The organism is Bacillus sp. TSO22, assembly GCF_020223595.1.
GTDB classification, from domain to species: Bacteria; Bacillota; Bacilli; order Bacillales; family Bacillaceae; genus Bacillus; species Bacillus inaquosorum.
In genome coordinates this window covers 174,948-199,362 of sequence record NZ_JAHAWO010000014.1, presented here as the reverse complement: position 1 = coordinate 199,362, position 24,415 = coordinate 174,948, and the positions used below count along the sequence as shown (strand labels likewise).

Annotated in this window: 25 protein-coding genes; 15 read left to right on the top strand and 10 right to left on the bottom strand. The window is 46.2% G+C overall.

The genetic code is table 11. The annotated features are described in order from the left end of the window. The first annotated feature begins 7 nt into the window (after positions 1-7). From yclJ to phrC, 4 genes are all read left to right on the top strand, one after another. Positions 8-691: a two-component system response regulator YclJ gene (gene yclJ / locus KHQ79_RS18335; protein ID WP_003240180.1), complete on the top strand. Its 684-nt coding sequence runs from the start codon at positions 8-10 to the stop codon at positions 689-691. Beyond that, positions 678-2,093 (top strand): two-component system sensor histidine kinase YclK, encoded by a 1,416-nt coding sequence (yclK, locus tag KHQ79_RS18330; protein ID WP_084994560.1) that lies wholly within the window; start codon positions 678-680, stop codon positions 2,091-2,093. The genes yclJ and yclK overlap by 14 nt, the downstream gene beginning before the upstream one ends. Positions 2,094-2,255: 162 nt before the next feature. After that, on the top strand, positions 2,256-3,404 hold the full coding sequence (gene rapC / locus KHQ79_RS18325; protein WP_019257465.1) for a response regulator aspartate phosphatase RapC: 1,149 nt from the start codon (positions 2,256-2,258) through the stop codon (positions 3,402-3,404). Further along, positions 3,388-3,510: a phosphatase RapC inhibitor PhrC gene (gene phrC / locus KHQ79_RS18320; protein WP_003240188.1), complete on the top strand. Its 123-nt coding sequence runs from the start codon at positions 3,388-3,390 to the stop codon at positions 3,508-3,510. The genes rapC and phrC overlap by 17 nt, the downstream gene beginning before the upstream one ends. Positions 3,511-3,605: 95 nt before the next feature. Here the strand turns inward: phrC and KHQ79_RS18315 are convergent, their stop codons facing one another. After that, the gene (locus KHQ79_RS18315) at positions 3,606-3,713 is read right to left on the bottom strand and encodes a YjcZ family sporulation protein (RefSeq protein WP_019257466.1); all 108 of its coding nucleotides are present in this window, start codon (positions 3,711-3,713) and stop codon (positions 3,606-3,608) included. A gap of 142 nt (positions 3,714-3,855) precedes the next feature. Next, complete coding sequence (locus KHQ79_RS18310; protein WP_225516446.1) at positions 3,856-5,229, bottom strand: aspartate kinase; 1,374 nt, start codon at positions 5,227-5,229, stop codon at positions 3,856-3,858. A 384-nt stretch (positions 5,230-5,613) separates the two neighbouring features. Between KHQ79_RS18310 and yclN the strand changes: the two genes are divergently transcribed. Genes yclN through KHQ79_RS18290 form a run of 4 tightly spaced genes read left to right on the top strand, consistent with a single transcriptional unit; the run spans position 5,614 to position 9,234 of the window. Further along, positions 5,614-6,564 carry a petrobactin ABC transporter permease YclN gene (gene yclN, locus KHQ79_RS18305; protein ID WP_003240192.1) on the top strand — a complete coding sequence of 317 codons (951 nt, stop codon included), beginning with the start codon at positions 5,614-5,616 and terminating at the stop codon, positions 6,562-6,564. Continuing rightward, the gene (gene yclO / locus KHQ79_RS18300) at positions 6,557-7,504 is read left to right on the top strand and encodes a petrobactin ABC transporter permease YclO (RefSeq protein ID WP_003240194.1); all 948 of its coding nucleotides are present in this window, start codon (positions 6,557-6,559) and stop codon (positions 7,502-7,504) included. The genes yclN and yclO overlap by 8 nt, the downstream gene beginning before the upstream one ends. Further along, the gene (gene yclP / locus KHQ79_RS18295; RefSeq protein WP_003240196.1) at positions 7,498-8,256 is read left to right on the top strand and encodes a petrobactin ABC transporter ATP-binding protein YclP; all 759 of its coding nucleotides are present in this window, start codon (positions 7,498-7,500) and stop codon (positions 8,254-8,256) included. Before yclO ends, yclP begins: the two co-directional genes overlap by 7 nt. 21 nt (positions 8,257-8,277) lie before the next feature. Further along, complete coding sequence (locus KHQ79_RS18290) at positions 8,278-9,234, top strand: siderophore ABC transporter substrate-binding protein (protein ID WP_003240199.1); 957 nt, start codon at positions 8,278-8,280, stop codon at positions 9,232-9,234. 45 nt (positions 9,235-9,279) lie between these two features. On the opposite strand, the gene KHQ79_RS18285 is transcribed toward KHQ79_RS18290, so the two are convergent. The 4 genes from KHQ79_RS18285 to KHQ79_RS18270 form a co-directional block, all read right to left on the bottom strand. Beyond that, positions 9,280-10,698: an MDR family MFS transporter gene (locus KHQ79_RS18285; RefSeq protein WP_225516444.1), complete on the bottom strand. Its 1,419-nt coding sequence runs from the start codon at positions 10,696-10,698 to the stop codon at positions 9,280-9,282. A gap of 19 nt (positions 10,699-10,717) precedes the next feature. After that, entirely contained in the window at positions 10,718-11,596 is an 879-nt protein-coding gene (locus tag KHQ79_RS18280) for a TetR/AcrR family transcriptional regulator (protein ID WP_060397925.1), read from the bottom strand. Between the two features lie 162 nt (positions 11,597-11,758). Beyond that, positions 11,759-12,508 carry an oxygen-insensitive NADPH nitroreductase gene (nfsA, locus tag KHQ79_RS18275; RefSeq protein WP_003240207.1) on the bottom strand — a complete coding sequence of 250 codons (750 nt, stop codon included), beginning with the start codon at positions 12,506-12,508 and terminating at the stop codon, positions 11,759-11,761. Between the two features lie 16 nt (positions 12,509-12,524). After that, positions 12,525-12,812, bottom strand: a complete 288-nt coding sequence (locus KHQ79_RS18270) for a putative quinol monooxygenase (protein WP_003240208.1) — start codon at positions 12,810-12,812, stop codon at positions 12,525-12,527. Positions 12,813-12,950: 138 nt separating this feature from the next. Between KHQ79_RS18270 and KHQ79_RS18265 the strand changes: the two genes are divergently transcribed. Continuing rightward, complete coding sequence (locus tag KHQ79_RS18265; protein WP_003240210.1) at positions 12,951-13,265, top strand: ArsR/SmtB family transcription factor; 315 nt, start codon at positions 12,951-12,953, stop codon at positions 13,263-13,265. A gap of 1 nt (position 13,266) precedes the next feature. Here KHQ79_RS18265 and gabR read toward each other — a convergent pair whose 3' ends face one another. Continuing rightward, on the bottom strand, positions 13,267-14,706 hold the full coding sequence (gene gabR / locus KHQ79_RS18260; protein WP_225516442.1) for a MocR-like transcriptional regulator GabR: 1,440 nt from the start codon (positions 14,704-14,706) through the stop codon (positions 13,267-13,269). A gap of 105 nt (positions 14,707-14,811) precedes the next feature. Here gabR and gabT point away from each other — a divergent pair, with 105 nt between their 5' ends. From gabT to gdh, 4 genes are all read left to right on the top strand, one after another. After that, the gene (gabT, locus tag KHQ79_RS18255; RefSeq protein WP_225516440.1) at positions 14,812-16,122 is read left to right on the top strand and encodes a 4-aminobutyrate--2-oxoglutarate transaminase; all 1,311 of its coding nucleotides are present in this window, start codon (positions 14,812-14,814) and stop codon (positions 16,120-16,122) included. Between the two features lie 68 nt (positions 16,123-16,190). Then, positions 16,191-17,579 (top strand): succinate-semialdehyde dehydrogenase, encoded by a 1,389-nt coding sequence (gene gabD, locus KHQ79_RS18250; RefSeq protein ID WP_225516438.1) that lies wholly within the window; start codon positions 16,191-16,193, stop codon positions 17,577-17,579. 123 nt (positions 17,580-17,702) lie between these two features. Further along, entirely contained in the window at positions 17,703-18,566 is an 864-nt protein-coding gene (glcU, locus tag KHQ79_RS18245) for a glucose uptake protein GlcU (RefSeq protein ID WP_003240218.1), read from the top strand. 18 nt (positions 18,567-18,584) lie between these two features. Then, complete coding sequence (gene gdh, locus KHQ79_RS18240; protein ID WP_003240219.1) at positions 18,585-19,370, top strand: glucose 1-dehydrogenase; 786 nt, start codon at positions 18,585-18,587, stop codon at positions 19,368-19,370. Positions 19,371-19,414: 44 nt separating this feature from the next. Here gdh and KHQ79_RS18235 read toward each other — a convergent pair whose 3' ends face one another. Genes KHQ79_RS18235 through cutR form a run of 3 tightly spaced genes read right to left on the bottom strand, consistent with a single transcriptional unit; the run spans position 19,415 to position 22,275 of the window. Further along, a complete protein-coding gene (locus KHQ79_RS18235; protein ID WP_225516436.1) occupies positions 19,415-20,029 on the bottom strand; it encodes a YcnI family copper-binding membrane protein in 615 nt (204 codons plus the stop codon). A 13-nt stretch (positions 20,030-20,042) separates the two neighbouring features. Then, positions 20,043-21,668, bottom strand: coding sequence for a copper transporter YcnJ (gene ycnJ, locus KHQ79_RS18230; RefSeq protein WP_225516434.1), 1,626 nt, complete (start codon positions 21,666-21,668; stop codon positions 20,043-20,045). A 34-nt stretch (positions 21,669-21,702) separates the two neighbouring features. Beyond that, positions 21,703-22,275: a copper uptake transcriptional regulator CutR gene (gene cutR, locus KHQ79_RS18225; RefSeq protein ID WP_225516432.1), complete on the bottom strand. Its 573-nt coding sequence runs from the start codon at positions 22,273-22,275 to the stop codon at positions 21,703-21,705. 162 nt (positions 22,276-22,437) lie between these two features. Here cutR and KHQ79_RS18220 point away from each other — a divergent pair, with 162 nt between their 5' ends. Next, positions 22,438-22,791 carry a reductase or disulfide isomerase gene (locus KHQ79_RS18220; protein ID WP_003240226.1) on the top strand — a complete coding sequence of 118 codons (354 nt, stop codon included), beginning with the start codon at positions 22,438-22,440 and terminating at the stop codon, positions 22,789-22,791. A 172-nt stretch (positions 22,792-22,963) separates the two neighbouring features. Beyond that, positions 22,964-24,397: a PTS mannitol transporter subunit IIBC gene (locus tag KHQ79_RS18215; protein WP_225516431.1), complete on the top strand. Its 1,434-nt coding sequence runs from the start codon at positions 22,964-22,966 to the stop codon at positions 24,395-24,397. The last annotated feature ends 18 nt before the right edge of the window (positions 24,398-24,415 follow it).

Sequence of the window (24,415 nt, the reverse complement as noted above, 5' to 3'; positions counted from 1 at the left end):
GGATACAATGAAAATATTAATGATAGAAGATAATGTTAGTGTATGTACGATGACGGAGATGTTCTTTTTTAAGGAAGGTTTTGAAGCGGAATTCGTTCATGATGGGTTAGAGGGATACCAGCGTTTTACGGAAGAAAATTGGGACCTGATCATTTTGGATATTATGCTTCCATCCATGGACGGCGTGACCATCTGCAGAAAAATAAGAGAGACAAGCACGGTGCCGATTATCATGCTGACTGCCAAAGACACTGAATCAGATCAGGTCATCGGTTTTGAGATGGGAGCGGACGATTATGTCACGAAGCCGTTCAGTCCGCTGACATTGGTTGCCCGCATTAAAGCCGTCATCAGAAGATATCAGGCGACGGGCAAAGCGGTCATTGATGAAGATTTGATCGAGTCGGAATGCTTTACCATTAATAAGAAAACGAGAGAAGTATTTTTAAACGGAGAGCCTGTAGAAAACCTCACGCCGAAAGAATTCGATCTGCTGTACTACCTTGTCCAAAACCCGCGGCAGGTGTTCTCCAGAGAACAGCTGCTTGAGCAGGTATGGGGCTATCAGTTCTACGGAGATGAGCGAACGGTTGATGTTCATATTAAACGGCTGCGGAAAAAGCTTGCCAGCGAAGACAAGCCTTTCCTATATACGGTGTGGGGAGTAGGGTATAAATTTGATGAAGATTAAATATTTATATCAGCTGCTGCTGAGCCATATCAGCATTTTGCTTTTAGCGTTTGTCATTATCATTTCTCTGTTTTCCCACTTTGTGAAAGAGTTTGCCTATCAAAACAAAGTAGAGGAATTGACATCATATGCGGTACAGATCGCAAACGAATTCCAAGGCGGCCAGGTTGACATGCACAGGCTGTACCCGTATCAGGATTTGCTGAGCACAAGAAAGACACAGTTTATGCTTTTTGATGAAAAGCAGCGTCCTTATTTCATGCCCGAAGGTTTTCCGCCAAGGGAAAAGCTGAAGAAATCAGAATGGAATAAGCTGAAAAAAGGGCAGACTGTCATGATCAGAGCTGATGGCCGTTTTGATGATGAAGTGTCCCTTGTGGCGCAGCCTATTTTTGTTCAGAACGAATTTAAAGGTGCCGTTCTGCTGATTTCTCCGATCAGCGGTGTTGAACAGATGGTCAATCAGGTCAATCTCTACATGTTTTACGCTGTGATCAGCACACTTGTGATTACCATTCTCGTCAGCTGGCTTCTGTCCAAATTCCATGTGAAACGGATTGAAAAGCTGAGAGAAGCGACAGATAAAGTGGCTTCCGGCGATTATGATATCCACTTGGAAAACAGCTACGGTGACGAAATCGGCGTGCTGGCGTCTGACTTTAATATCATGGCGAAAAAATTAAAGCAATCAAGGGATGAAATCGATCGACTTGAGAAGCGGAGAAGGCAGTTTATCGCTGACGTGTCTCATGAATTAAGGACACCGCTGACGACCATCAACGGTTTGGTTGAAGGGCTGAACAGCCATACGATTCCTGAGGATAAGAAGGAAAAATGCTTCTCTCTCATCAGTGAGGAAACGAAGCGAATGCTGCGGCTCGTAAAAGAGAATCTGGATTATGAAAAAATCAGATCCCAGCAAATTACCTTGAACAAGCTCGATGTTCCGCTAATCGAGGTTTTCGAAATTGTGAAAGAGCACTTGGAACAGCAGGCGGAAGAAAAGCAAAACAAGCTGACGATTCAGGTAGAGGATAACATTATCGTCCATGCCGATTATGACCGGTTAATTCAAATTCTCGTCAATATTACGAAAAACAGCATCCAATTTACGCAAAACGGCAATATTTGGCTGCGCGGAATAGAAGGATATAAAGAGACGATTATCGAAATCGAGGATACGGGAATCGGCATTTCAAAAGAGGATATTGAGCATATTTGGGAGCGGTTCTACAAGGCTGATATTTCAAGAACGAATACGGCATACGGGGAATACGGACTCGGTCTCTCCATCGTCAAGCAGCTCGTTGAAATGCATCAGGGCACAGTAGAAATCAAGAGTGAAGAAGGAAAAGGCACGAAATTCATCATCCGCCTTCCTTTAACGGCAAAACAGCAATAACATACAGGGCGGCGGCATCGTCAAATGCAGCCGCCTTTTTTGCACATCGCTTCGGTTTATTGCGTGCTCCCGAAACAAAGATTGCGTGTTTTTCGGGTCGGGACGGCCTGTAAACATGATAAAATATGACATAAACAGTTTTTGATGGGAGAGGGTGAAGGAATGAAGAGCGGGGTAATTCCTTCTTCAGCGGTCGGTCAAAAAATTAACGAATGGTACAAATATATCCGGACATTCAGCGTACCGGATGCCGAAGTGTTAAAAGCTGAAATCCAGCAGGAACTGAAACACATGCAGCACGATTCCAACTTGCTGCTCTATTATTCACTAATGGAATTCCGCCACCAGCTTATGCTTGATTATCTAGAGCCCTTAGAGAAATTAAATATCGAAGACCAGCCAAGCCTGTCTGAATTATCAAGAAACATCGACAGCAACCAGGCAGATCTCAAAGGGCTGCTCGACTATTATGTGAATTTTTTCCGCGGGATGTATGAGTTTGATAAGCGGGAATTTATTTCTGCCATTACATATTATAAACAGGCGGAGAAAAAGCTTTCCTTTGTTGCAGACCATATTGAACGGGCTGAATTCTATTTTAAAATCGCGGAAGCTTATTATTATATGAAGCAAACATACTTTTCACTGATCAATATAAAAAACGCCTATGAAATTTATGTGGAGCAGGAAACCTATAATGTGAGAATTATTCAATGCCATTTCGTATTCGGGGTCAACCTGATGGATGAAAGGAATTTCGAACAAGCCGCACGCCATTTCAAATTGGCGCTCGAAATGGCCGAAGCAGAACAAAAAGCCCAGCTGGTTGGAAGAGCATACTACAATCTTGGGTTATGCTATTACAACCAAGAGCTTCTTGACCCTGCCATTGACTACTTTGAAAAATCGGTTTCCACGTTTGAAAGCAGCAGAATCATCAATTCGCTGCCGCAAGCCTATTTTTTAATCACCCTGATTTATTATAAACGGGGAAAACATGATAAAGCTTCGGAATATCACAAGCGGGGCTATGAATATGCTAAAGAAACAGACGATGCAGACTACGCGGTAAAATTCGAGTTTTTGCAATCCCTATATCAGGATCAGCCCAATGAAGAAGGAATCGAACGATGTTTCCATTACTTAAAAAATAAAAATATGTACGCTGATATAGAGGATTTAGCCCTAGAAGTAGCAAAATACTACTATGAACAAAAATGGTTCAAACTGTCTGCTTCCTACTTTCTAAAAGTTGAAGAGGCAAGAAAACAAATACAAAGGAGTGAAGGTTTGTATGAAATTGAAATCTAAGTTGTTTGTTATTTGTTTGGCCGCAGCCGCGATTTTTACAGTGGCTGGCGTTTCTGCTAACGCCGAATCACTCGACTTTCATGTAACGGAAAGAGGAATGACGTAAGAACCAGCCCCTTCTCATCAAGAGAAGGGGTGTTTCTTTTTTAATCAGCGCCGCAAGAGGTAGAGCTTACGGCGCCCGCAGAGACGGTCAGCTGCTTAGTAGCTGCCGAAAAACGCAGTCCCTACGATAATCAAAAGAATAAACAATACAACGATTAAAGCGAAAGAACTGCCGTAACCGCCGCCGTTAGAGTATCCTGACATAAGGTTTCACCTCCCTATGAAGGATACTATAAGATATGCAGAAACGATCAGCTTGGCAGGGATAATAGTGGACAAGAAAAAAATTGAACAATTCGGCTAGACTGAGGTGATATAAAAAAAAGCGGGCGCTGCCGCCCGCTTTTTATGTACATGAAGAGACCAGCACGCCCGCGAAAAATTCCTGGTATAACGCTTGAACGGCTTTTCGTTCTTCGGCTTCTTTCACGCCGAACATCATGCTTACCTCAGAAGATCCCTGATTGATCATTTCAATATTTACTTTTGCCTCTGATAATGCTTTGGCCGCTCTTGCCGTTGTGCCGACATTATGGCGCATTGCTTCTCCTACAACCATAATCAGTGCGAGATGATGCTCGACAATCACTTCATCGGCTTGCAGATCCTCTTTGATCCGTTTGATGACGCTGCGCTCAGTGGCCGCGTCCATTTGCCCCTCCCGTAAGATGATGGTCATGTCATCAATTCCCGATGGAACATGCTCATACGTCAAACCGTGCTCCTCCAGGATTTGAAGGGCTCTGCGGCCAAATCCGATTTCTCTGTTCATTAAATACTTGCTGATATAAATGCTGCAAAAGCCGGTATCGCTGGCAATGCCGACGACAGGCCCGTTTGTGTTATCCCGTTTGCTGACGACGCGAGTCCCTTGTGCTGACGGGTTGTTCGTATTTTTGATTTGAACAGGAATCCCCGCTCTGAATGCCGGAATGAGCGCTTCATCATGAAACACCGAAAAACCCGCGTAGGACAGCTCACGCATCTCTCTGTAAGTCAGCTCGCTGATTTCCTTTGGATTCTCAACAAAAGACGGATTAACAGAGTACACAGCATCCACGTCCGTAAAGTTTTCGTACAAATCGGCTTGAAGTCCGTTGGCAAGAATCGAGCCGGTAATATCAGAACCGCTCCGTGAGAAAGTGATCACATCGCCATCCTTGCTGAATCCGAAAAAGCCGGGAAAAATGATGAGGCCGTCGCGTTCCCGAAGACGATAGAGGTTTTGATAGGATTCAGGAAGAACTTGCGCGTTGCCGGGTTCATTTGTCACAAAAAGGCCGGCATCCTTCGGGTTCACATATTCTGCTTTCACACCCTTATGGCGGAAATAGGCGGCAATCAGCTTGGCGTTGTTATCCTCTCCGCTGGCTTTGACGGCGTCAAGATACTGCTTGGGATTGCTTTTATCTCCTTCTAAAAGCGTAAACAGGTCATCGCGTATTTTTTCGATAATGCTTTGCTCCAGCTGAAGCTCATTAGCGATGAGGGCATACCGTTCCACCACAGCTTCCGCCAGCTCAGGGGCGCTGCCTGCTGCCAAATATTGTTCTGCACATGCGATTAAGAGATCAGTCACTTTCGTATCCTCGGCATAGCGTTTTCCGGGAGCTGAAACGACTACAGCTTTCCGTGCCGGGTCTGAGGTTACGATGTGAAACACCTTTTCAAGCTGGGCGCCTGAAGCGAGTGAGCTGCCTCCGAATTTAACGACCTTCATGTTTACATCTCCTAATGTTTAAAATTTTCACACAAATTTAGTACTTATTATCTCTCTTTCAGTCCTGTAAATCAAGGGAAAATTTCTTTCTGGAACGAACATTTGTATTTTCTACAAGGAATGGCGTTAGGTTTGCTGACCGTATAATTGCGATATGAAGTTCATTATGGTAAACAATCTACGATTTGGGATGGAAAATGGTTAGAATTATTAGTAAAATTGAATAAATGACTAGGTTAATATTTTGAAAGAATATTGACTAACACTAGAAAAATGGTAATATGTAAATGATAATGATAATCAATTACTATATGGCCATATTGTTTTGAGTCCTTGCGGAGTAGGAGATGCGTTCTTTTTGCTGTAAGGATGTAAGGAGGCAGCATGAAGCTACGTTACTTATTTATTCTACTTATCATATTAGCAGTTACATCTGTATTTATCGGCGTGGAAGATCTGTCGCCGCTTGATCTCTTCGATTTAAGCAACCAAGAGGCGTCAACGCTGTTTGCTAGCCGTTTGCCGCGATTGATCAGCATTATCATCGCTGGCTTAAGCATGAGCATCTGCGGTTTGATTATGCAGCAGATCAGCAGAAATAAATTCGTGTCACCGACGACGGCGGGCACGATGGATTGGGCGAGGCTCGGCATTTTAATTTCCCTGCTGCTGTTTACATCCGCCAGTCCTTTAATGAAAATGCTGGTTGCATTTGTCTTTGCCCTTGCAGGAAATTTTCTGTTTATGAAAATCCTTGAAAGAATCAAGTTTAACGACACGATCTTTATTCCGCTTGTCGGGTTAATGCTCGGGAGTATTGTCAGTTCAATCGCGACATTTATCGCATATAAATATGACTTGATCCAGAATGTGTCATCATGGCTTCAAGGAGACTTCTCTTTAGTCGTGAAAGGAAGATACGAGCTTCTTTATCTGAGTATTCCGCTCGTCATCATTGCCTATATTTATGCGGATAAATTCACAGTGGCCGGTATGGGAGAAAGCTTTTCTGTCAACCTCGGCCTGAAGTACAAACGGGTTGTGAACATCGGGCTCATTATCGTGTCCCTGGTCACGTCTCTTGTCATTTTGACTGTCGGTATGCTGCCGTTTCTCGGTTTAATCATCCCGAATATTGTATCGATTTACAGAGGAGACAATCTCAAGAGCAGCCTGCCGCATACTGCGCTATTGGGAGCGGTTTTTGTGCTGTTTTGCGATATATTGGGCAGAATCATTATCTTCCCTTACGAAATCTCGATTGGCCTGATGGTCGGAATCATCGGCAGCGGCATTTTCCTGTTTATGCTGTTAAGGAGAAAAGCGTATGCGTAACCAGATGAAAATTGCGTTGCTCGTTGGTTTAGCCTTGATATGTATCGGCTTGTTTCTGTTTTATGACTTAGGCAATTGGGATTACACCCTGCCGAGACGAATCAAAAAGGTCGCTGCCATTGTGCTGACGGGGGGAGCGATTGCGTTTTCGACCATGATCTTTCAAACGATTACGAATAACCGCATCCTGACGCCGAGCATCTTGGGCCTTGATTCTCTCTACATGCTGATTCAGACCGGCATTATCTTTTTGTTCGGTTCTGCGAATATTGTCATCATGAATAAAAACATCAACTTTATCATCTCTGTTCTGCTGATGATACTGTTTTCCCTAGTTCTTTATCAGATCATGTTCAAGGGAGAGGGGAGAAATATCTTTTTCCTTCTGCTCGTCGGAATCGTGTTTGGCACGCTGTTCAGCAGCCTGTCTTCCTTTATGCAGATGCTGATTGATCCGAATGAGTTTCAAGTTGTGCAGGATAAGATGTTTGCCAGCTTTAACAACATCAATACGGATTTGTTATGGCTCGCGTTCATCATCTTCCTGCTGACAGGCGTTTATGTCTGGCGTTTTACGAAGTTTTTTGACGTGTTGTCGCTCGGACGCGAGCACGCCGTGAACTTGGGCATTGACTACGACAAAGTGGTGAAGCAGATGCTGGTCGTGGTTGCGATCCTTGTTTCTGTTTCAACCGCGCTAGTCGGGCCGATTATGTTCTTAGGCCTTCTTGTCGTCAATCTGGCGAGAGAATTCCTGAAAACATATAAGCATTCATACTTAATCGCAGGCTCCGTCTTCATCAGCATCATTGCGCTGGTCGGAGGGCAGTTTGTGGTTGAGAAAGTGTTTACCTTCTCAACGACGCTGAGCGTCATTATTAATTTTGCCGGCGGGATTTATTTTATCTACTTGCTGTTAAAGGAGAATAAATCATGGTAGAGGTCAAAAATGTAAGCAAACAATACGGCGGGAAAGTTGTCCTTGAAGAGACGTCAGTCACGATTCAAAAAGGCAAAATTACCTCGTTTATCGGTCCTAACGGCGCCGGCAAAAGCACACTGCTGTCTATTATGAGCCGCCTGATCAAAAAGGATTCCGGCGAGATTTTCATAGACGGACAAGAGATTGGAGCCTGCGACAGCAAAGAGCTTGCCAAAAAAATGAGCATTTTGAAGCAGGCGAACCAAATCAATATCAGGCTCACCATCAAAGACCTCGTCAGCTTCGGCAGATTTCCGTACTCACAAGGCCGGCTGACAGAGGAAGACTGGGTTCATATCAATCAGGCGCTAGGCTATATGAAGCTGGAAGACATTCAGGACAAATACCTGGATCAGCTGAGCGGCGGACAGTGCCAAAGGGCATTTATCGCAATGGTCATTGCCCAGGACACAGATTATATTTTCCTGGATGAGCCGCTGAACAATCTGGATATGAAACATTCAGTTGAAATTATGAAACTGCTGAAACGGCTGGTAGAGGAGCTTGGGAAAACAATCGTGATCGTTATTCATGATATTAACTTCGCATCCGTCTACTCCGATCATATCGTTGCCTTGAAAAACGGCCGAATCGTAAAAGAGGGGCCGCCTGAGGAGATTATTGAAACCTCTGTGCTTGAGGAAATCTACGATATGACCATTCCGATTCAGACGATTGATAATCAAAGAATAGGTGTTTATTTTTCTTAATATATAGAAGAGGTGAAGAGCATGAAAAAGTTCGCATTACTATTCATCGCTTTGGTGACGGCAGTTGTCATTTCTGCATGCGGAAACCAAAGCACAAGCAGCAGCAAAGGTTCTGATTCAAAGAAAGAGCAAATCACAGTAAAACACCAGCTGGACAAAAACGGCACAAAAGTGACGAAAAATCCTAAAAAAGTAGTCGTATTTGATTTTGGCAGCTTAGATACGTTAGATAAACTCGGTCTTGATGATAAAGTAGCGGGCCTTCCGAAACAAGCCCTTCCAAGCTATCTGTCTAAATTCAAAGATGACAAATATGCTGATGTCGGAAGCTTAAAAGAGCCAGACTTCGAAAAAGTGGCGGATATAGACCCTGACCTGATCATTATCTCAGGCAGACAATCTGAGTCTTACAAAGAATTCTCTAAAATTGCGCCGACGATTTATCTTGGCGTAGACACAGCGAAATACATGGAAACATTTAAATCAGATGCACAAACAATCGGAAAAATCTTTGATAAAGAAGATGAAGTAAAAGACGAACTTGCAACAATTGATAACTCAATTGCAGATCTTAAGAAAAAAGCTGAAAAGCTGAACAAAAACGGTCTTGTGATTATGGCGAACGACGGCAAAATCAGCGCCTTTGGTTCTAAATCAAGATACGGCCTGATCCATGACGTATTCGGCGTGACACCGGCTGATAAAAACATCAAAGCGTCTACTCACGGACAAAGTGTTTCTTATGAGTACATTTCAAAAACAAACCCTGATTACCTGTTTGTTATTGACCGCGGTACAGCGATCGGAGAAACATCGTCTACTAAACAAGTCGTTGAAAATGATTATGTGAAAAACGTAAACGCAGTGAAAAATGATCATGTCGTTTACCTTGATTCTGCTACTTGGTACTTATCAGGAGGCGGACTTGAGTCTATGACGCAAATGATTAAAGAAGTAAAAGACGGTTTAGAGAAGTAAAACCAAAAAGAGCCTCCGCTAAAAAACGGGGCTCTTTTTTTATGATCAGCGTGCCGGCTGCTGTTCGGCAGGGCGCTGAGGTTTCTTTAATGTAAAGGAGAGAAGGAAGCCGACAAGTGCAATGCAGGCTGCCACGATAAAAGCGGCGTTCATGCCGTGCAGGGCGGCGTGCTTTACATTTGTCGTGCCTGCGTGTGCCGCCTGGTTGCTCATGACGGAAACCAATAGTGCGGTTCCGATGGAGCCGCCGACTTGGCGAATGGTATTGTTCATCGCTGTTCCGTGCGGAATCAGGTGGCGCGGCAGCGCGTTGATTCCGGCTGTCGTCACCGGCATCATGATCATGGCGGTACCTAAAAGACGAACAGTGTATAAAACGACAATCCAAGCGAGTGACGTATGGTCAGTCAGCTGCATAAACGGCAGCGATGTCAGGAAGATGATGCAGAAACCTGCAATCGCCAGGCCTCTTCCGCCGACACGGTCAAAGATTCTGCCGATAATCGGTGACATGAAGCCCATCACAACGGCTCCCGGAAGAAGCATGAGCCCTGTATCAAAAGCTGTGACGTCTCTGACGTTTTGTGTATAAAGCGGCAGGATGGTTTCCGTACCGATCAATAATGCAAAGACAAGTGTTCCGAGCAGTGTTGTTAAGCTGAACACGCCAAACGTAAAGACGCGGAATTCCAGCATCGGTTTTTCAAGCTTCATTTGTCTTGTGATAAACAGGAGCAGTGCGATGACACCCACCAGCAGTGAAATCATGACGGTTGAACTGGTCCAGCCGTAAGAGCCGACGCTTGAGAAGCCGTACAGAAGGCCGCCGAATCCAAATGTCGATAGGATAACTGATAAAATATCAATCTGTGTTTTTCTTAAAGTCGTCACATTCTTCATCAGGATGCTGGCAAGAATTAAATCAATCACAGCAAACGGAAGAATGATATAAAACAGTGATCTCCAAGAGAAAGCTTCGACTGCCCATCCGGAAAGAGTCGGTCCGATCGCAGGCGCAAACGAGATGACCAATCCGACCATACCCATGGCCTGGCCGCGCTTTTCAATCGGAAAGATCGTCAGGAATACGGTCTGCATGAGCGGCATCATAATGCCGGCTCCGGCCGCTTGAATAATACGCGCTGTCAGCAGAACCGGGAAGTTCGGCGCGAACGCTCCGACGATTGTTCCGGCAGTAAAAATGCTCATTGCTGTAATGAGCAGCGCCCGGCTCGTGAATTTCTCAATTAAAAACGCGGTAATCGGAATTAATATTCCGTTGGTTAACATAAATGAAGTGGTCAGCCATTGCGCTTGGTTGGCATCGACATTGAAATCCCTCATGATATGGGGAAGTGCAGTAATTAACAGCGTCTGATTCAAAATCGCGACAAACGCCCCGGCTAACAAAATGCCGACAATGACAGAACGGTTAAAAGGTTTTTGTTCAATACTTGTGTTCAATACATATCCCTTCTTTTCTCTAAGTAATTAACAGTGTTTTTAACATCGAAACGGGCTGTGTTAAAACACCGGTTTGTTCCAGATAGCCAATCAGTGATTTGAGCAAAAAAGCGCGGGGTTCTTCCTTCTTCGCTTCTTCCTCCAGCATGGCGGCTGCTGATGTCAGTTCATCTACGTCATAGTCCGCGGCAGGCAGGGAAGAGATGCCTTTATGTAATTCCTTCAGGCTTTCCGACAATAGGGCTGATTTATCCTTTGGTTTGTAGGAGGATGCTGAATGAATATAAAGCTCGATGGCTTCTTGCGGAAGAAGAGACTGCCGGGTTTCCTTGTTTTTGACAATCTGATTGAGGGTGCTGATGATAAACTCTGCAATCGGGTCAAGCTTAAGCGGTTTTTCCTCTATTTTGATCAGCATTAAAAACTCACGCATCATGCCGTGAAGAATGATGACCAAATCCCACACAAACGGGAGAATGGTTTCTCCGTAAGCCTGGATCAGCGAATCGCGGTGCCAGCAGATAATCGTTGATCTGGTCTGATGGATATGCTGTTTGACCCGGTCATTATGCAGCTTGGGGTTTCCGTAGGTCAGCATATTGAAAAACTGCTGATTCCGCCTGAAGCCTTCCAGCTCCATTTTGACCTTTTGCATCAAACGTTCCTCCGGTGTCAGCGCGGTATTTTCCTGAAGTCTTGAGGCCGCGGCCACCATTTGTTTCTGGTTAAATGACAGCAGCTCCAAAAGCAGATCTTCCTTAGATTGAAACAGCTTATATATCGAAGCTTTTGACATCTTACATTCTTCTGCGATCGCCTGCATGGAAACCGACGTAAAATCCTTTTCCGAAAAAAGCTTTCGCGCAGCTAACAAGATATCAGTTTTTTTATCAAGCATCTCATGGCTTCCTTCTTTCTTGAACATTAGAAAACCCATTGGTTCACAGAAAACCAATGAGTAACAATGAAAAAATTTTACCAAATAAACTAAATAGAAGTCAATGGATTTTAACCGGACAATCGAAAGGCCTGCCGGAAAATCCGACAGGCCGGGTGAGACTTATTTTTCAACTTTAAATCCTTGTTTCTCAAGCATTTCACGGATATGCGGATAGTACAGGCGCTCATAATAGGAAGCGATGCTCTGTGACCAGTTTCTTGTTTCTTTTCCGTTTGTCCGCTTATTCATGTATTCAGACATCTGCTCATCATATGCCTGAATATGAGAAGTCAGCTCATCTTGATTCAAATATGTTTCCTGATGATTTACTGCTTCCTGCGGAAGGCGCGGTTTTTTCGCTGAACGGTCGGCAGGATGGCCAATGACAAGGCCGGATAAAGGGAACACGTATTTCGGAAGCTCAAGCAGTTCGATTAGCTCTTGAGGGTTTCCGCGAACCGCACCGATCGGAACCGTGCCAAGTCCGAGTGATTCAGCCGCTGCTGTCGCTGTGCCTAGGGCGATGCCAGCGTCTACTGCGCCGACAAGAACAGATTCTAAGCCGTTTGTGATTTCCATTTTGAAATCATTCAGATCCTCAAGCGCGATTTTGGTCCGGTTGAAGTCTGCGCAGAACAGCAGGAAAACAGGAGCCTGGTCAATCCAAGGCTGTCCGCCTGCCAGCTCGGAGATTTTCTTTTTGCGCTCTTTATCCTGCACTGTGATTACAGTCACTTGTTGCCCGTTGATAGAAGATGGGGCTGATTGTACTGCTTGAATGATTTGGTCCAATTGTTCCTGAGCTACAGGCTCATCTGTATAGCTGCGAATCGAGCGGTGGTCTGTTAATGATTTGATGACTTCATTCATATGGGACACCCTTTCCTTACTCGCTAAGCTCTGTGCGGACAACATCAAGAGGAGCGCTCAGCAGTTCTTTTCCTTTTGCTACAAATCCTTGGAAATGTGCAGTTTCATTGTGGAATTTCATTGCCGCTTCATCTTTCCATTGTTCAAGCATCACAAATGTATTTTCTTCGCCTACTTTTTCAAATAGGTCGTATTGCGCGTTGCCTTCCTCAGCTCTTGAATGCTGAACAAGCGATTGCGCCTCGCTCAAAAATTCCTCGCGTTTTTCTGGTTTTACTTTGATATAAGCTTGTAATACGATCATGTCAATCTCCTCCATCGTTATACTGATTATTGTTCGAATTTCATCGAACTAACTGTAACATGTATTTAAAATGAGGTAAAGGAAAAACCCTTAAATAGTAAAATTGTCATTCTAATTGTTGTGTGATACATTTGTGTCATGAACATTCCAAACCATCCAGAAACAGAAACGTTGCAGCTGACAAAGGTTCTTCACGCACTGAGTGATCCGCTTCGTTTAGAGCTCGTCAAGCAATTAGCTGAAGCGAAAGAAAAAACGTGCGGCACCTGTGCGGATGTACAGGTTGCCAAATCGACCTTGTCACATCATTTTAAAGTATTGAGAGAATCAGGCATCGCTCAAGTTCGCATAGAAGGAAAGCGCCGGTATTATTCGCTTCGGGCTGAAGATCTTGAAAAGGCGTTTCCGGGCCTGCTTGATGCCGTGCTGAATGTGGACCAGGACCGCTGGTGAATCAATCCCCTGTACCGGGGATTTTTTTATGTCCGTAAACAGCACGGAAAAGCCTCTCGACACCCTCCTGAATCTCTTCTTCCTTCAGCCGGGCGAAGCCGATAATGAGAGCGGGCCTGCCCGTTTGCCGCTTGTTTTCCTTCAAATCAAATCGGCTCATTCCGAAGATCTCAAGCTGCTGGCCGGCGGCATGTGCCAGGATGTCTTGTTCGGTGCGGCTGGTATCAAATTCGGTGACAAAATGCAGTCCCGCATTTGCCCCTTTTACGGTAACCTCCCCGCTGAACTCTGCTTCTAAAGCGGTGATCAAGCGTTCTCTCTTTTCTTTATAATGCTGCTTCATTTTTTTTATATGCTTCTGATATTCTCCGGACTCGATAAATTCCTGCAGGGTGAGCTGCGTCAGAGACGAGCATGTCTGCAGATCGTAGCCCCGCTGTTTGTATGTCCTCAATAGCTCAGGCGGCAAAACCATATAGCTGATCCGCAAGCCGGGGAGAAGGGACTTTGAAAAGGTGCCCATATAGATGACATTTTGAAAACGGTCGAGGCTTTGAAGCGCCGGAATACTGTCTACATCATATGTAAATTCACTATCATAATCGTCTTCAATAATATAGCGGCGCGGCTCCTCGGCCGCCCAGTTCAGCAGCTGAATTCTTCTGGATACAGGCATAATCGTTCCGGCCGGAAATTGATGCGATGGGGTCGTCACCAGCACATCAGGCCGCTGTCTGCTGATTTCAGAGATCGACATGCCTTTTTCATCCAGCGTGATCGTTTTCACCTGTTTTCCGGCATGTTTTAAAAGCTGGTACATGCGCCTGTAACCGGGCTCCTCCATCGCATACACTGCTTCCTTTGGCAAAAGCTCAGTCAATAGCTGCATGAGCACCTGTGTGCCTGCCCCTATGACGATTTGTTCCGGCCTGCATTTTACGCCCCGCGTCAGGGAAATGAGCCTGGTGATGGCCGCTCTCACTTCATATATCCCTTGCGGGTGCGACATATCGCCGAGCGTGCGGTATGAGCGGGAGGCCGCTTTTTGCTCGCAGCGAAACCAGCTTTTGATCGGGAAATGGTCTGTATCAGAACTCATGTGTGAAAACGAAATCCAATCACTCTGATCTGTGTGAACCTCTTTCAGGTCATCCGGCAGTGCAAATGGGGGGTGCTCCTCGGCAGAAAACATGTCCAGCTTCTCAACGAAAAAACCCTTTCGCTCAATGGCGTACAAATATCCCTCAGCCAGCAGCTGCTGATAGGCTGAATTCACTGAGTTTACGCTGACCTTCAGCTTTTCAGCCAGCTCCCGTTTGGAGGGAACCTTTGAGTGTGGAAGCAGATTGCGGCTGAGGATTTCTTTTTTCAGCTTTTGATAAATTTGCTGATAAATATAATCGGCTTGTTCTGAGCGGTCGAGTGTGATTGTGATGTCCATATGCGGCTTCTCCTTCTGATACCATCAAAAAGTTATAATTGGTACTTTTCATCATACCAAAAAGAAGTCAGAATGATAAGAAAATAGCGACAGGGGGACATTCACATGAGTCAAACAACAGCAAACATTACGACTGCCCAGTGGCAGCAAAAACGGGATCAATTCGTATCAAAAGGTGTGAGCAACGGCAACCGCAGTCTGGCGGTAAAAGGAGAAGGGGCTGAGCTGTATGATCTGGACGGCCGGAGATTTATTGATTTTGCAGGCGCCATCGGAACGTTAAACGTCGGACACTCGCATCCGAAGGTGGTTGAGGCTGTGAAGCGGCAGGCGGAGGAGCTGATTCACCCGGGCTTCAATGTCATGATGTACCCGTCTTATATCGAATTAGCGGAAAAACTGTGTGGGATTGCGCCGGGCAGCCATGAGAAAAAAGCGATCTTCCTGAACTCAGGGGCGGAAGCGGTAGAGAATGCTGTGAAAATCGCCAGAAAGTATACAAAGCGCCAAGGGGTTGTCTCGTTTACACGCGGATTTCATGGGCGCACGAATATGACGATGAGCATGACGAGCAAGGTCAAACCTTATAAATTCGGCTTTGGCCCTTTTGCGTCAGAGGTTTATCAAGCGCCGTTCCCATATTATTATCAGAAGCCGGCCGGCATGAGTGATGAAAGCTATGACGACATGGTCATCCAAGCGTTCAATGATTTCTTCATCGCTTCAGTCGCGCCTGAAACGGTAGCCTGTGTCGTGATGGAGCCAGTGCAGGGAGAAGGCGGCTTTATCATTCCTTCGAAACGATTTGTGCAGCACGTCGCATCATTCTGCAAGGAACACGGCATTGTCTTTGTCGCTGATGAAATTCAAACCGGATTTGCCAGAACCGGCACTTATTTCGCAATTGAGCACTTTGATGTAGTGCCTGATTTGATCACGGTCTCTAAATCACTTGCAGCGGGATTGCCGTTAAGCGGTGTGATCGGCCGCGCGGAAATGCTTGATGCAGCAGCGCCAGGGGAGCTGGGCGGCACGTATGCCGGCAGCCCGCTCGGGTGCGCGGCAGCGTTGGCTGTATTGGATATCATTGAAGAAGAAGGGCTGAATGAGCGATCTGAAGAAATTGGCAAAATCATTGAAGACAAGGCCTATGAGTGGAAACAAGAATTCCCGTTCATCGGTGACATCCGCAGACTCGGGGCAATGGCGGCAATCGAAATTGTCAAGGATCCTGACACGCGTGAGCCTGATAAAACGAGAGCGGCAGCGATCGCGGCGTATGCGAATCAAAACGGATTGCTTTTGCTGACTGCGGGAATTAACGGTAATATCATCCGCTTTCTGACGCCGCTTGTCATCTCGGACAGTCTTCTGAATGAAGGGCTCAGCATCTTGGAGGCAGGCCTGCGAGCTTAATCATTGGAAAGAAAACGGCTGTGTCTGCTATCATTTTAAGTAATCATGAAAAGAAAGGAATGTTCAATATGCCAGATCAATTAACGGTCTACAACCCGGCTACGGGCGAGGAGATCAAAACGATTCCTCAGCAATCGGCCAAAGAAGTAGAAGAAGCCATTGAACGTTCACATCAAGCGTTTAAAACATGGTCTAAAACATCAGCGAACGAAAGAGCGTCTCTATTGAAAAAATGGTATGAGCTGATTGTTGAACATAAAGAAGAACTTGCAGATTTAATTACAAAAGAAAACGGAAAACCGTACCAAGAAGCAGTCGGCGAAGTGCTCTACGGCGCAGGCTATATCGAATGGTTCGCAGAGGAAGCGAAGCGCGTGTACGGAAGAACGGTTCCTGCTCCGACAACAGGTAAACGAATTGTCGTCACACGCCAGCCGGTCGGCCCTGTTGCCGCCATCACGCCTTGGAATTTCCCGAATGCGATGATTACACGCAAAGCGGCGCCTGCTCTTGCTGCCGGCTGTACGTTTATCATCAAGCCGGCACCGGACACGCCGCTGTCTGCATATGAGCTTGCGCGCCTCGCATATGAAGCGGGTATTCCGAAGGATGTTCTTCAGGTTGTGATTGGCGACGGAGAAGAAATCGGGAATGTGTTCACAAGCAGCCCTAAAATCCGTAAAATCACGTTCACAGGATCAACGCCAGTAGGGAAAATCCTCATGAAAAACAGTGCGGACACCGTGAAACACATCTCTATGGAGCTCGGCGGACATGCGCCGCTCATCGTGGATGAGGATGCCAATATTGACCTTGCCGTTGAACAAGCGATGGTGTCCAAATATCGAAACGCGGGCCAAACATGCGTGTGTGCTAACCGCCTAATCGTCCATGAATCCATCAAAGATGAATTTGCTGCGAAACTGAGCGAGCAAGTGTCTAAGCTTAAAGTCGGAAACGGGCTTGAAGAAGGCGTCAATGTCGGCCCGATTATCAACAAAAGAGGCTTTGAAAAAATCATCAGCCAAATTGATGATGCCGTTGAAAAAGGAGCGAAAGTTCTCGCTGGGGGCACGTATGACCGAAACGATGACAAAGGCTGCTACTTTGTCAATCCGACAGTGCTCACCGATGTCGATACGTCCATGAATATCATGCATGAGGAAACATTCGGCCCGGTTGCACCGATCGTCACGTATTCTGATATCGATGAAGCAATTCAGCTTGCCAACGATACACCGTACGGCTTGGCTGCTTACTTCTTCACAGAAAACTACCGCCGCGGCATCTATATTTCCGAGAATCTTGAGTATGGCATTATCGGCTGGAATGACGGCGGACCGTCAGCGGTTCAAGCCCCATTCGGCGGAATGAAAGAAAGCGGCATAGGCCGTGAAGGCGGTTCGGAAGGCATCGAGCCGTACCTTGAAACAAAATATATGTCCATCGGTTTGTAAAAGAATGCAAGCTCCTGAGAGCTGCCGGATCTTCCGGCAGCTCTTTTTGTTGTTCTGGTGAATAAACACAATAATTCCAGCCAAAATAACAGCAAATACATTTTGAAAGAAGGTTCCCCAACAATGGATTTATTATTGGCTCTTCTCCCGGCTTTGTTTTGGGGGAGCATTGTTCTCTTCAATGTGAAATTAGGCGGCGGGCCGTACAGCCAGACACTGGGAACGACGATCGGAGCGCTTATTGTTTCTATCGTGATTTACTTTTTTGTTCAGCCCGTTCTGTCATTGCGCATTTTTATTGTTGGCATCGTATCCGGCTTATTTTGGTCCCTTGGACAGAGCAACCAGCTGAAAAGCATTGAATTGATGGGTGTGTCCAAAACAATGCCGATTTCCACCGGAATGCAGCTCGTTTCGACCTCGCTGTTCGGTGTGATCGTGTTCCGCGAATGGTCTACACCGATTGCGATTACGCTTGGCATTCTCGCGCTGATCTTTATCATTGTGGGAATCATCCTCACGTCATTGGAAGATAAGAAAGACAGGAAAGAGGGAGAGCCAAGCAACTTAAAAAAGGGTATCTTGATTCTTCTTGTCTCGACGCTCGGTTATTTGGTTTATGTAGTCGTCGCCAGATTGTTCAATGTGTCCGGCTGGTCAGCTCTTTTGCCGCAGGCGATTGGGATGGTGATTGGGGGCGTTGCTTTAACCTACAAGCATAAACCCTTTAACAAGTATGCGATCAGAAATATTCTCCCGGGCTTAATCTGGGCAGGCGGAAATATGTTTTTGTTTATTTCTCAGCCGAGAGTCGGTGTCGCAACAAGCTTTTCTCTCTCGCAAATGGGAATTGTCATTTCTACGCTCGGCGGTATTTTCATCCTGCGTGAAAAGAAAACAAAACGCCAGCTCATTGCGATTGCCATCGGGATTGCCCTGATTATTGCGGCCGCTGTATTTTTAGGAATTGCCAAAACAAATTCATAACAATTGAGGAGGATGTATATGTATCCAGATTTAAAAGGAAAAGTCGTCGCTATTACAGGAGCCGCTTCAGGACTTGGAAAGGCAATGGCCATTCGCTTCGGCAAGGAGCAGGCAAAAGTGGTCATCAACTATTATAGTGATAAACAGGATCCGAACGAGGTAAAAGAAGAGGTCATCAAGGCGGGCGGTGAAGCCGTTATCGTCCAGGGAGATGTCACGAAAGAGGAAGATGTAAAAAATATTGTGCAAACTGCCATTAAAGAGTTCGGCACACTTGATATTATGATTAATAATGCCGGACTTGAAAATCCTGTGCCGTCTCACGAAATGCCCCTGAAAGATTGGGATAAGGTCATCGGCACGAACTTAACAGGCGCCTTTTTAGGAAGCCGTGAAGCGATTAAATATTTCGTAGAAAACGATATCAAGGGAAATGTCATCAACATGTCCAGCGTACATGAAAGGATTCCATGGCCGTTATTTGTCCACTACGCGGCAAGTAAAGGCGGAATTAAGCTGATGTCAGAAACATTGGCTTTGGAATACGCGCCGAAGGGCATTCGCGTCAACAATATCGGACCAGGCGCGATCAACACGCCAATCAATGCTGAAAAATTTGCTGACCCTAAACAGAAAGCAGATGTAGAAAGCATGATTCCGATGGGATATATCGGCGAACCCGAGGAAATCGCCGCAGTGGCAGTGTGGCTTGCTTCGAAGGAATCCAGCTACGTCACAGGCATCACGTTGTTTGCGGACGGCGGAATGACGAAATATCCTGCCTTCCAGGCAGGACGCGGTTAATCAAAAAAAGCGACCCAGACATGACATCTGGATCGCTTTTTTGATTAGGCACGCTTTTTCTTTACCAGTGCCGCTATAGATAAGATAATGGCAGCCGCAGACAGCACAATCGCTGTGATGTCCAGAGCTGAAGAACCTGAGTCTTCGGAATCGTCTTCTGTTTTCGTCGCGCCGTGCTCATCTGTCACTTGCTTTGCAGCGGTGATTTTTGTAATGGAGTGAGGTGTATCCGCATCCTCGTCACCTGTCCACTCAACAATGCTGCCGTCTTTGTAATATTGGTAGGCGTCCCAAGCAGCTTCCTCGGCTTTATCAGGGTTTTTGGCAACAAAGGTAAACTGCTGGAATTGTCCTTCCTGAATGCCGCCGTCAGTTGCTTCCCACGTTACGGACACTGATTTGTCGTCGTGTTTGGCAGTAGACACCTTCCAGCCCGGAACCGGTTCGTATTGCTGGAACTCAACATTCTTTGGCATTTTTAAAACAACCTTTGTTGTCGGCTGATTTTTTTCGGAAGGAACCTTCATTGTGTAGGTCTCCCATGATCCTGCGGCGGATTCAGTCGGTTTTACAGACACGTGCGCGCTGGCAGGCGCCGTAAAGAATAAAAGAGAGCCGATAACAGCTGGACATAGTGTGAATGCGATTTTTTTCAACAACTCAAACACTCCTTTAATTTGTCTTTGTAAACATGATATTGATTTCGTTAAAGTCGCCGGTCAGTCCGTGGACTTTGATTTTCCAGTTTCCCTTTTCATTAATGGATAGGTTTTCATCCTGGAAGACGCCTTTTGTTTTCTCTTTTAATTGAAACGTGCTTTTGTTTTCGCTGCCTGACAGGCCTGTTTTATAAATGGTTAACGTGATTTGCTGAATGTTTTTCACCGGGTCGCCGTTATGGTCAGTGACCCGCAGCTCAAATACGTTTTTGCCTGGCTGGTTCGGGCTGATGCTGAGAGACACGCTTTGCCCGTTTTCAATTGCTTTGGTTTGATAGAACGGTTCCGGCGCCGGCTCAGGCGGGCTTGGCAGGCTTGTAAACACGGCCGCTGTGATTAAGACAGCGATGCCGATTGCCCATTCCGCTTTCAGTGTTCCGCTGATTCCTGCACGGCGCCGTTTTCTGGTGAGCAGAAAATGAATCGCGCCTAAGATCAGCATCAAAACAAACAGTCCGCTTTTCACTAAAAGAGCTTGGCCGTACGCTGTATGGAACAGTGAATCCATGGAACGAATGATGAAAAATCCATTGAGCAAGCCTGAAAACAAAATGACGCCGACTGCAGTAAGCGCCCATGGGGAGAACCGGCTTACCGTTTCCCATGCGAGCGTTTTATCAGGCTGTTTCCATTCTTTTGCGAGCAGCAAAACGAGTGCCGCAACCCCGCCGACCCAGATGGAAGCGGAAGATAAATGAAGGAAATCCATCAAAATGCCGATCGCTTTTTCTTCAACGACAGCAGCATGTCCGGTAAACGCTTTGGCAAGCAGGAGACCGAAAAAGAAAATGAGCGGCGCTGTCCAATAGCCGAAGGACGAAAAGCGGTTTTTGCGTATCGCAGGGATCACAGACAGTGCAAGCAGCACATACAGCACGGCCTGTATGATCCAAATTGCGCCGCCCGCAGTTTCAAACAGTGTTTCTCTGATGTAGCCCGGCTGGAAGGCGCTGCCCCAGCCGCCGCCCGCGTTTGCTTTTGTCTGAATCGGAAGCTGAAGCAAAAGCGCCAGACCCAATGCGGCGATGGAAACGATCAGGATACGTCTTGTCCGTTTGGTGAGCTGTTCTGAATCCCCTTTATACCAGAAGAGATGGAAGAAAACCGTTCCGATAAACAGAGATAAAGCTGTATACAGTATCGCGCGGTCTGCGGTTGTTGCCGGATTCAGCGCTGAGCCGGCTGCTTTTTGGCTGCTGAATCCGCCGTCCGCTTTCCCGATGCTGAACGGAATGACGCCGGAAACGGGATGCCCGTCCGCGGACACGGCATTCCATTCCGCTCTGTACACATCATGCGGCAGCTTCTTTTTGAGCTTTACTGTCATGATGTGATTGTTGTCTTTTTTGATTTCAGTCTTGTCCATATCCACCCGGTCGCCGTTTGAATTATAGACTTTAATGTAATGAAACCCTTCTTCAACCGGTTCATTAAATTCGATTTCCACCTGTGCAGGGGCGCTTTTTAATTCGCTGTTTTCCTCAGGTGAAGATTTGACAATATAGGCGTGAGCAAAGCTTGTTTTCGGCAAGAAAACAAGAAAAAGCAGAAGGATGATCCACCATCTGTTTTGCTTCATCACTCAGACACCACCTTCCGCTGTATATGTTGTGTTATGTCTTGGTGCAGGTGCAGCGCTTTTTTCTGTCTTGAAGCATGTCCTCCAGCGCCTGGTCGAAGGTGCGGACGGCTCCGCCGAATCCTTTTTGAAACCGTTTGGCATGGTCGAGTGTCGCAAACGGAATCGCCTGCGGCTGACAGCAGTGCAGGTTTAATTCAGCGTTGACGACGAAATAAGCCGAACCGGCACTGACCGTTGTGTGTAACAGAAAATCTCTGCAAATCAAGTGTGAAACCTCTTCCGTTTTATCTGCGTAACGCAAAAATGCACAATGTGCGCAGCATAGCTGTTCGATGTCTTGATTTACCGTAATCAGCTGAACCGAATGGGCCTGATTGACCGGCTTCTGGCAATAGCTGCACATATGATCCGCTTGAGGTGTTCGGGCTGGGAGCGTGATGCCGCCGGCCGTTTTGATGACCTGGTTTGCTTGGACAAGCTGATTGACATCTCTGTATACCGTCATTTCCGAAACGCCGAACCGTGCGCTGATGTCAGAAATTCTGAGCGCGCCTTCTTCATTCAGCCACTTCAGTATGTGTTGCTGTCTATTAATCGGAAGCATTCATACATCCCCTCCATTAAGATCTATTTAAGCGTAGAGGATTTTAGAGACAGAGACAAGTAAGCTGATGATAAAAAATGTGAAAATGTGTTGAACAGCAACAAAACGAAACAGAAGGGACTCTGGTATAATAGATATGGAATGGAAAGTGAGGAATACCCTATGAAAGAAACAGTATGCCCGAACTGCGGCAAACCTTTGACAGGCGACATGGTCAGATCGTCAAATGTACCTTGTCAATTTCGCTGCGGACACTGCCGGGAACGGCTTTATGAATATAAAGTATCAGCACCGATTATGCTGGTGTCATTAGCAGTCATCGTGCTGCTCATTTATCTTTTGCTGCTCCTCCGCAATGCGGCAGGTTCAATGATACCGGCCGTACAGCACGTGCCGATGGCTGTATTTGCGCTTGTGTGCGCCTATCCCGTTTTTATTGTGAGTGAGCGGATGATTGCCAAGTACGTTATACAAAACGGAAACATTATTTATAGAGGAAAGAGAAAAGGCTCCTGATATCAGGTGCCTTTTTATTTTTAACAAATTGTCACACCCGTGTGCCAAAGTCCTCTTTACTTTCAATTGTATAGGGACTGTAAGCGTTTTAACATAGAGTCAAAGGGAAGTATGATTCTCTGAACATCTTTTTATATCTTACAGCGACAAACAAAACAGGGAGGGTTTATATATGCAGCAAGAACAGCAGCAAGGCGGCATGAAAGTGAAAGTGCAGCGCTTCGGCAGTTATTTGAGCGGAATGATCATGCCGAATATCGGCGCGTTTATCGCGTGGGGCATCATTACCGCGCTGTTTATTCCGGCGGGATGGTTTCCGAATGAACAGCTGAATACACTTGTCAGCCCGATGATCACGTATTTACTGCCGCTTTTGATAGCGTATACAGGCGGAAAAATGATTTACGACCATCGCGGCGGAGTCGTCGGGGCAACAGCGGCAATCGGGGTGATTGTCGGGTCGGATATTCCAATGTTTTTAGGTGCAATGATCATGGGACCGCTTGGCGGATACCTCATTAAACAGACTGATAAATTGTTCAAGGATAAAGTCAAACAAGGCTTTGAAATGCTGATCAACAACTTTACGGCAGGGATTGTCGGCGCGGCTTTAACGATTCTCGCGTTTTACGCCATCGGTCCGGTTGTCCTGACGTTAAACAAACTGCTGGCAGCCGGTGTGGAAGTCATTGTACACGCTAATTTACTGCCTGTAGCCAGCGTGTTTGTGGAACCGGCGAAAGTGTTGTTCCTAAATAACGCCATTAACCATGGAATCTTAAGTCCGATCGGAATCGAGCAAGCAGCCCAAACGGGAAAATCGATTCTGTTCTTAGTAGAAGCAAACCCTGGACCGGGGCTCGGCATTTTGCTGGCGTACATGTTCTTTGGTAAAGGTTCTTCAAAGTCAACGGCTCCCGGCGCGGCGATTATTCATTTCTTCGGCGGGATTCACGAGATTTACTTCCCGTACATTTTGATGAAACCGGCCTTGATTCTGGCGGCCATTGCCGGCGGAGCAAGCGGACTCTTAACGTTCACGATCTTTAATGCCGGACTTGTCGCAGCATCGTCACCGGGAAGCATTATCGCATTGATGGCGATGACGCCAAGAGGAGGCTACTTCGGCGTATTGGCGGGTGTATTGGTCGCTGCAGCTGTTTCGTTCATCGTATCAGCAGTGATCCTGAAATCCTCAAAAGCAAGCGAAGAAGACCTCGCTGCAGCAACAGAAAAAATGCAGTCCATGAAGGGGAAGAAAAGCCAAGCAGCTGCTGCTTTAGAAGCGGAACAAGCAAAAGCTGAGGAAGCGTCTGAGCTGTCTCCTGAAAGCGTAAACAATATTATCTTTGCGTGTGATGCGGGAATGGGATCAAGCGCCATGGGAGCATCCATCTTAAGAAATAAAGTGAAAAAAGCGGAGCTTGATATCATGGTGACCAACACGGCCATTAACAATCTGCCAAGCGATGCGGATATTGTCATCACCCATAAAGATTTAACAGATCGCGCGAAAGCGAAGCTGCCGAACGCGACGCACATATCAGTGGATAACTTCTTAAACAGCCCGAAATACGACGAGCTTATTGAAAAGCTTAAAAAGTAACCTCATAGAAAGAGAGTG

What these genes read in the sequence shown, in the direction of transcription:
- yclJ (WP_003240180.1), top strand. Translation starts at nt 8, where the DNA reads ATGAAAATATTAATGATAGAAGATAATGTTAGTGTATGTACGATGACG.
- rapC (WP_019257465.1), top strand. Translation starts at nt 2,256, where the DNA reads ATGAAGAGCGGGGTAATTCCTTCTTCAGCGGTCGGTCAAAAAATTAAC.
- phrC (WP_003240188.1), top strand. Translation starts at nt 3,388, where the DNA reads ATGAAATTGAAATCTAAGTTGTTTGTTATTTGTTTGGCCGCAGCCGCG.
- KHQ79_RS18315 (WP_019257466.1), bottom strand. Translation starts at nt 3,713, where the DNA reads ATGTCAGGATACTCTAACGGCGGCGGTTACGGCAGTTCTTTCGCTTTA.
- KHQ79_RS18310 (WP_225516446.1), bottom strand. Translation starts at nt 5,229, where the DNA reads ATGAAGGTCGTTAAATTCGGAGGCAGCTCACTCGCTTCAGGCGCCCAG.
- yclN (WP_003240192.1), top strand. Translation starts at nt 5,614, where the DNA reads ATGAAGCTACGTTACTTATTTATTCTACTTATCATATTAGCAGTTACA.
- yclO (WP_003240194.1), top strand. Translation starts at nt 6,557, where the DNA reads ATGCGTAACCAGATGAAAATTGCGTTGCTCGTTGGTTTAGCCTTGATA.
- yclP (WP_003240196.1), top strand. Translation starts at nt 7,498, where the DNA reads ATGGTAGAGGTCAAAAATGTAAGCAAACAATACGGCGGGAAAGTTGTC.
- KHQ79_RS18290 (WP_003240199.1), top strand. Translation starts at nt 8,278, where the DNA reads ATGAAAAAGTTCGCATTACTATTCATCGCTTTGGTGACGGCAGTTGTC.
- KHQ79_RS18280 (WP_060397925.1), bottom strand. Translation starts at nt 11,596, where the DNA reads ATGCTTGATAAAAAAACTGATATCTTGTTAGCTGCGCGAAAGCTTTTT.
- nfsA (WP_003240207.1), bottom strand. Translation starts at nt 12,508, where the DNA reads ATGAATGAAGTCATCAAATCATTAACAGACCACCGCTCGATTCGCAGC.
- KHQ79_RS18270 (WP_003240208.1), bottom strand. Translation starts at nt 12,812, where the DNA reads ATGATCGTATTACAAGCTTATATCAAAGTAAAACCAGAAAAACGCGAG.
- KHQ79_RS18265 (WP_003240210.1), top strand. Translation starts at nt 12,951, where the DNA reads ATGAACATTCCAAACCATCCAGAAACAGAAACGTTGCAGCTGACAAAG.
- gabR (WP_225516442.1), bottom strand. Translation starts at nt 14,706, where the DNA reads ATGGACATCACAATCACACTCGACCGCTCAGAACAAGCCGATTATATT.
- gabT (WP_225516440.1), top strand. Translation starts at nt 14,812, where the DNA reads ATGAGTCAAACAACAGCAAACATTACGACTGCCCAGTGGCAGCAAAAA.
- gabD (WP_225516438.1), top strand. Translation starts at nt 16,191, where the DNA reads ATGCCAGATCAATTAACGGTCTACAACCCGGCTACGGGCGAGGAGATC.
- glcU (WP_003240218.1), top strand. Translation starts at nt 17,703, where the DNA reads ATGGATTTATTATTGGCTCTTCTCCCGGCTTTGTTTTGGGGGAGCATT.
- gdh (WP_003240219.1), top strand. Translation starts at nt 18,585, where the DNA reads ATGTATCCAGATTTAAAAGGAAAAGTCGTCGCTATTACAGGAGCCGCT.
- ycnJ (WP_225516434.1), bottom strand. Translation starts at nt 21,668, where the DNA reads ATGAAGCAAAACAGATGGTGGATCATCCTTCTGCTTTTTCTTGTTTTC.
- cutR (WP_225516432.1), bottom strand. Translation starts at nt 22,275, where the DNA reads ATGCTTCCGATTAATAGACAGCAACACATACTGAAGTGGCTGAATGAA.
- KHQ79_RS18220 (WP_003240226.1), top strand. Translation starts at nt 22,438, where the DNA reads ATGAAAGAAACAGTATGCCCGAACTGCGGCAAACCTTTGACAGGCGAC.
- KHQ79_RS18215 (WP_225516431.1), top strand. Translation starts at nt 22,964, where the DNA reads ATGCAGCAAGAACAGCAGCAAGGCGGCATGAAAGTGAAAGTGCAGCGC.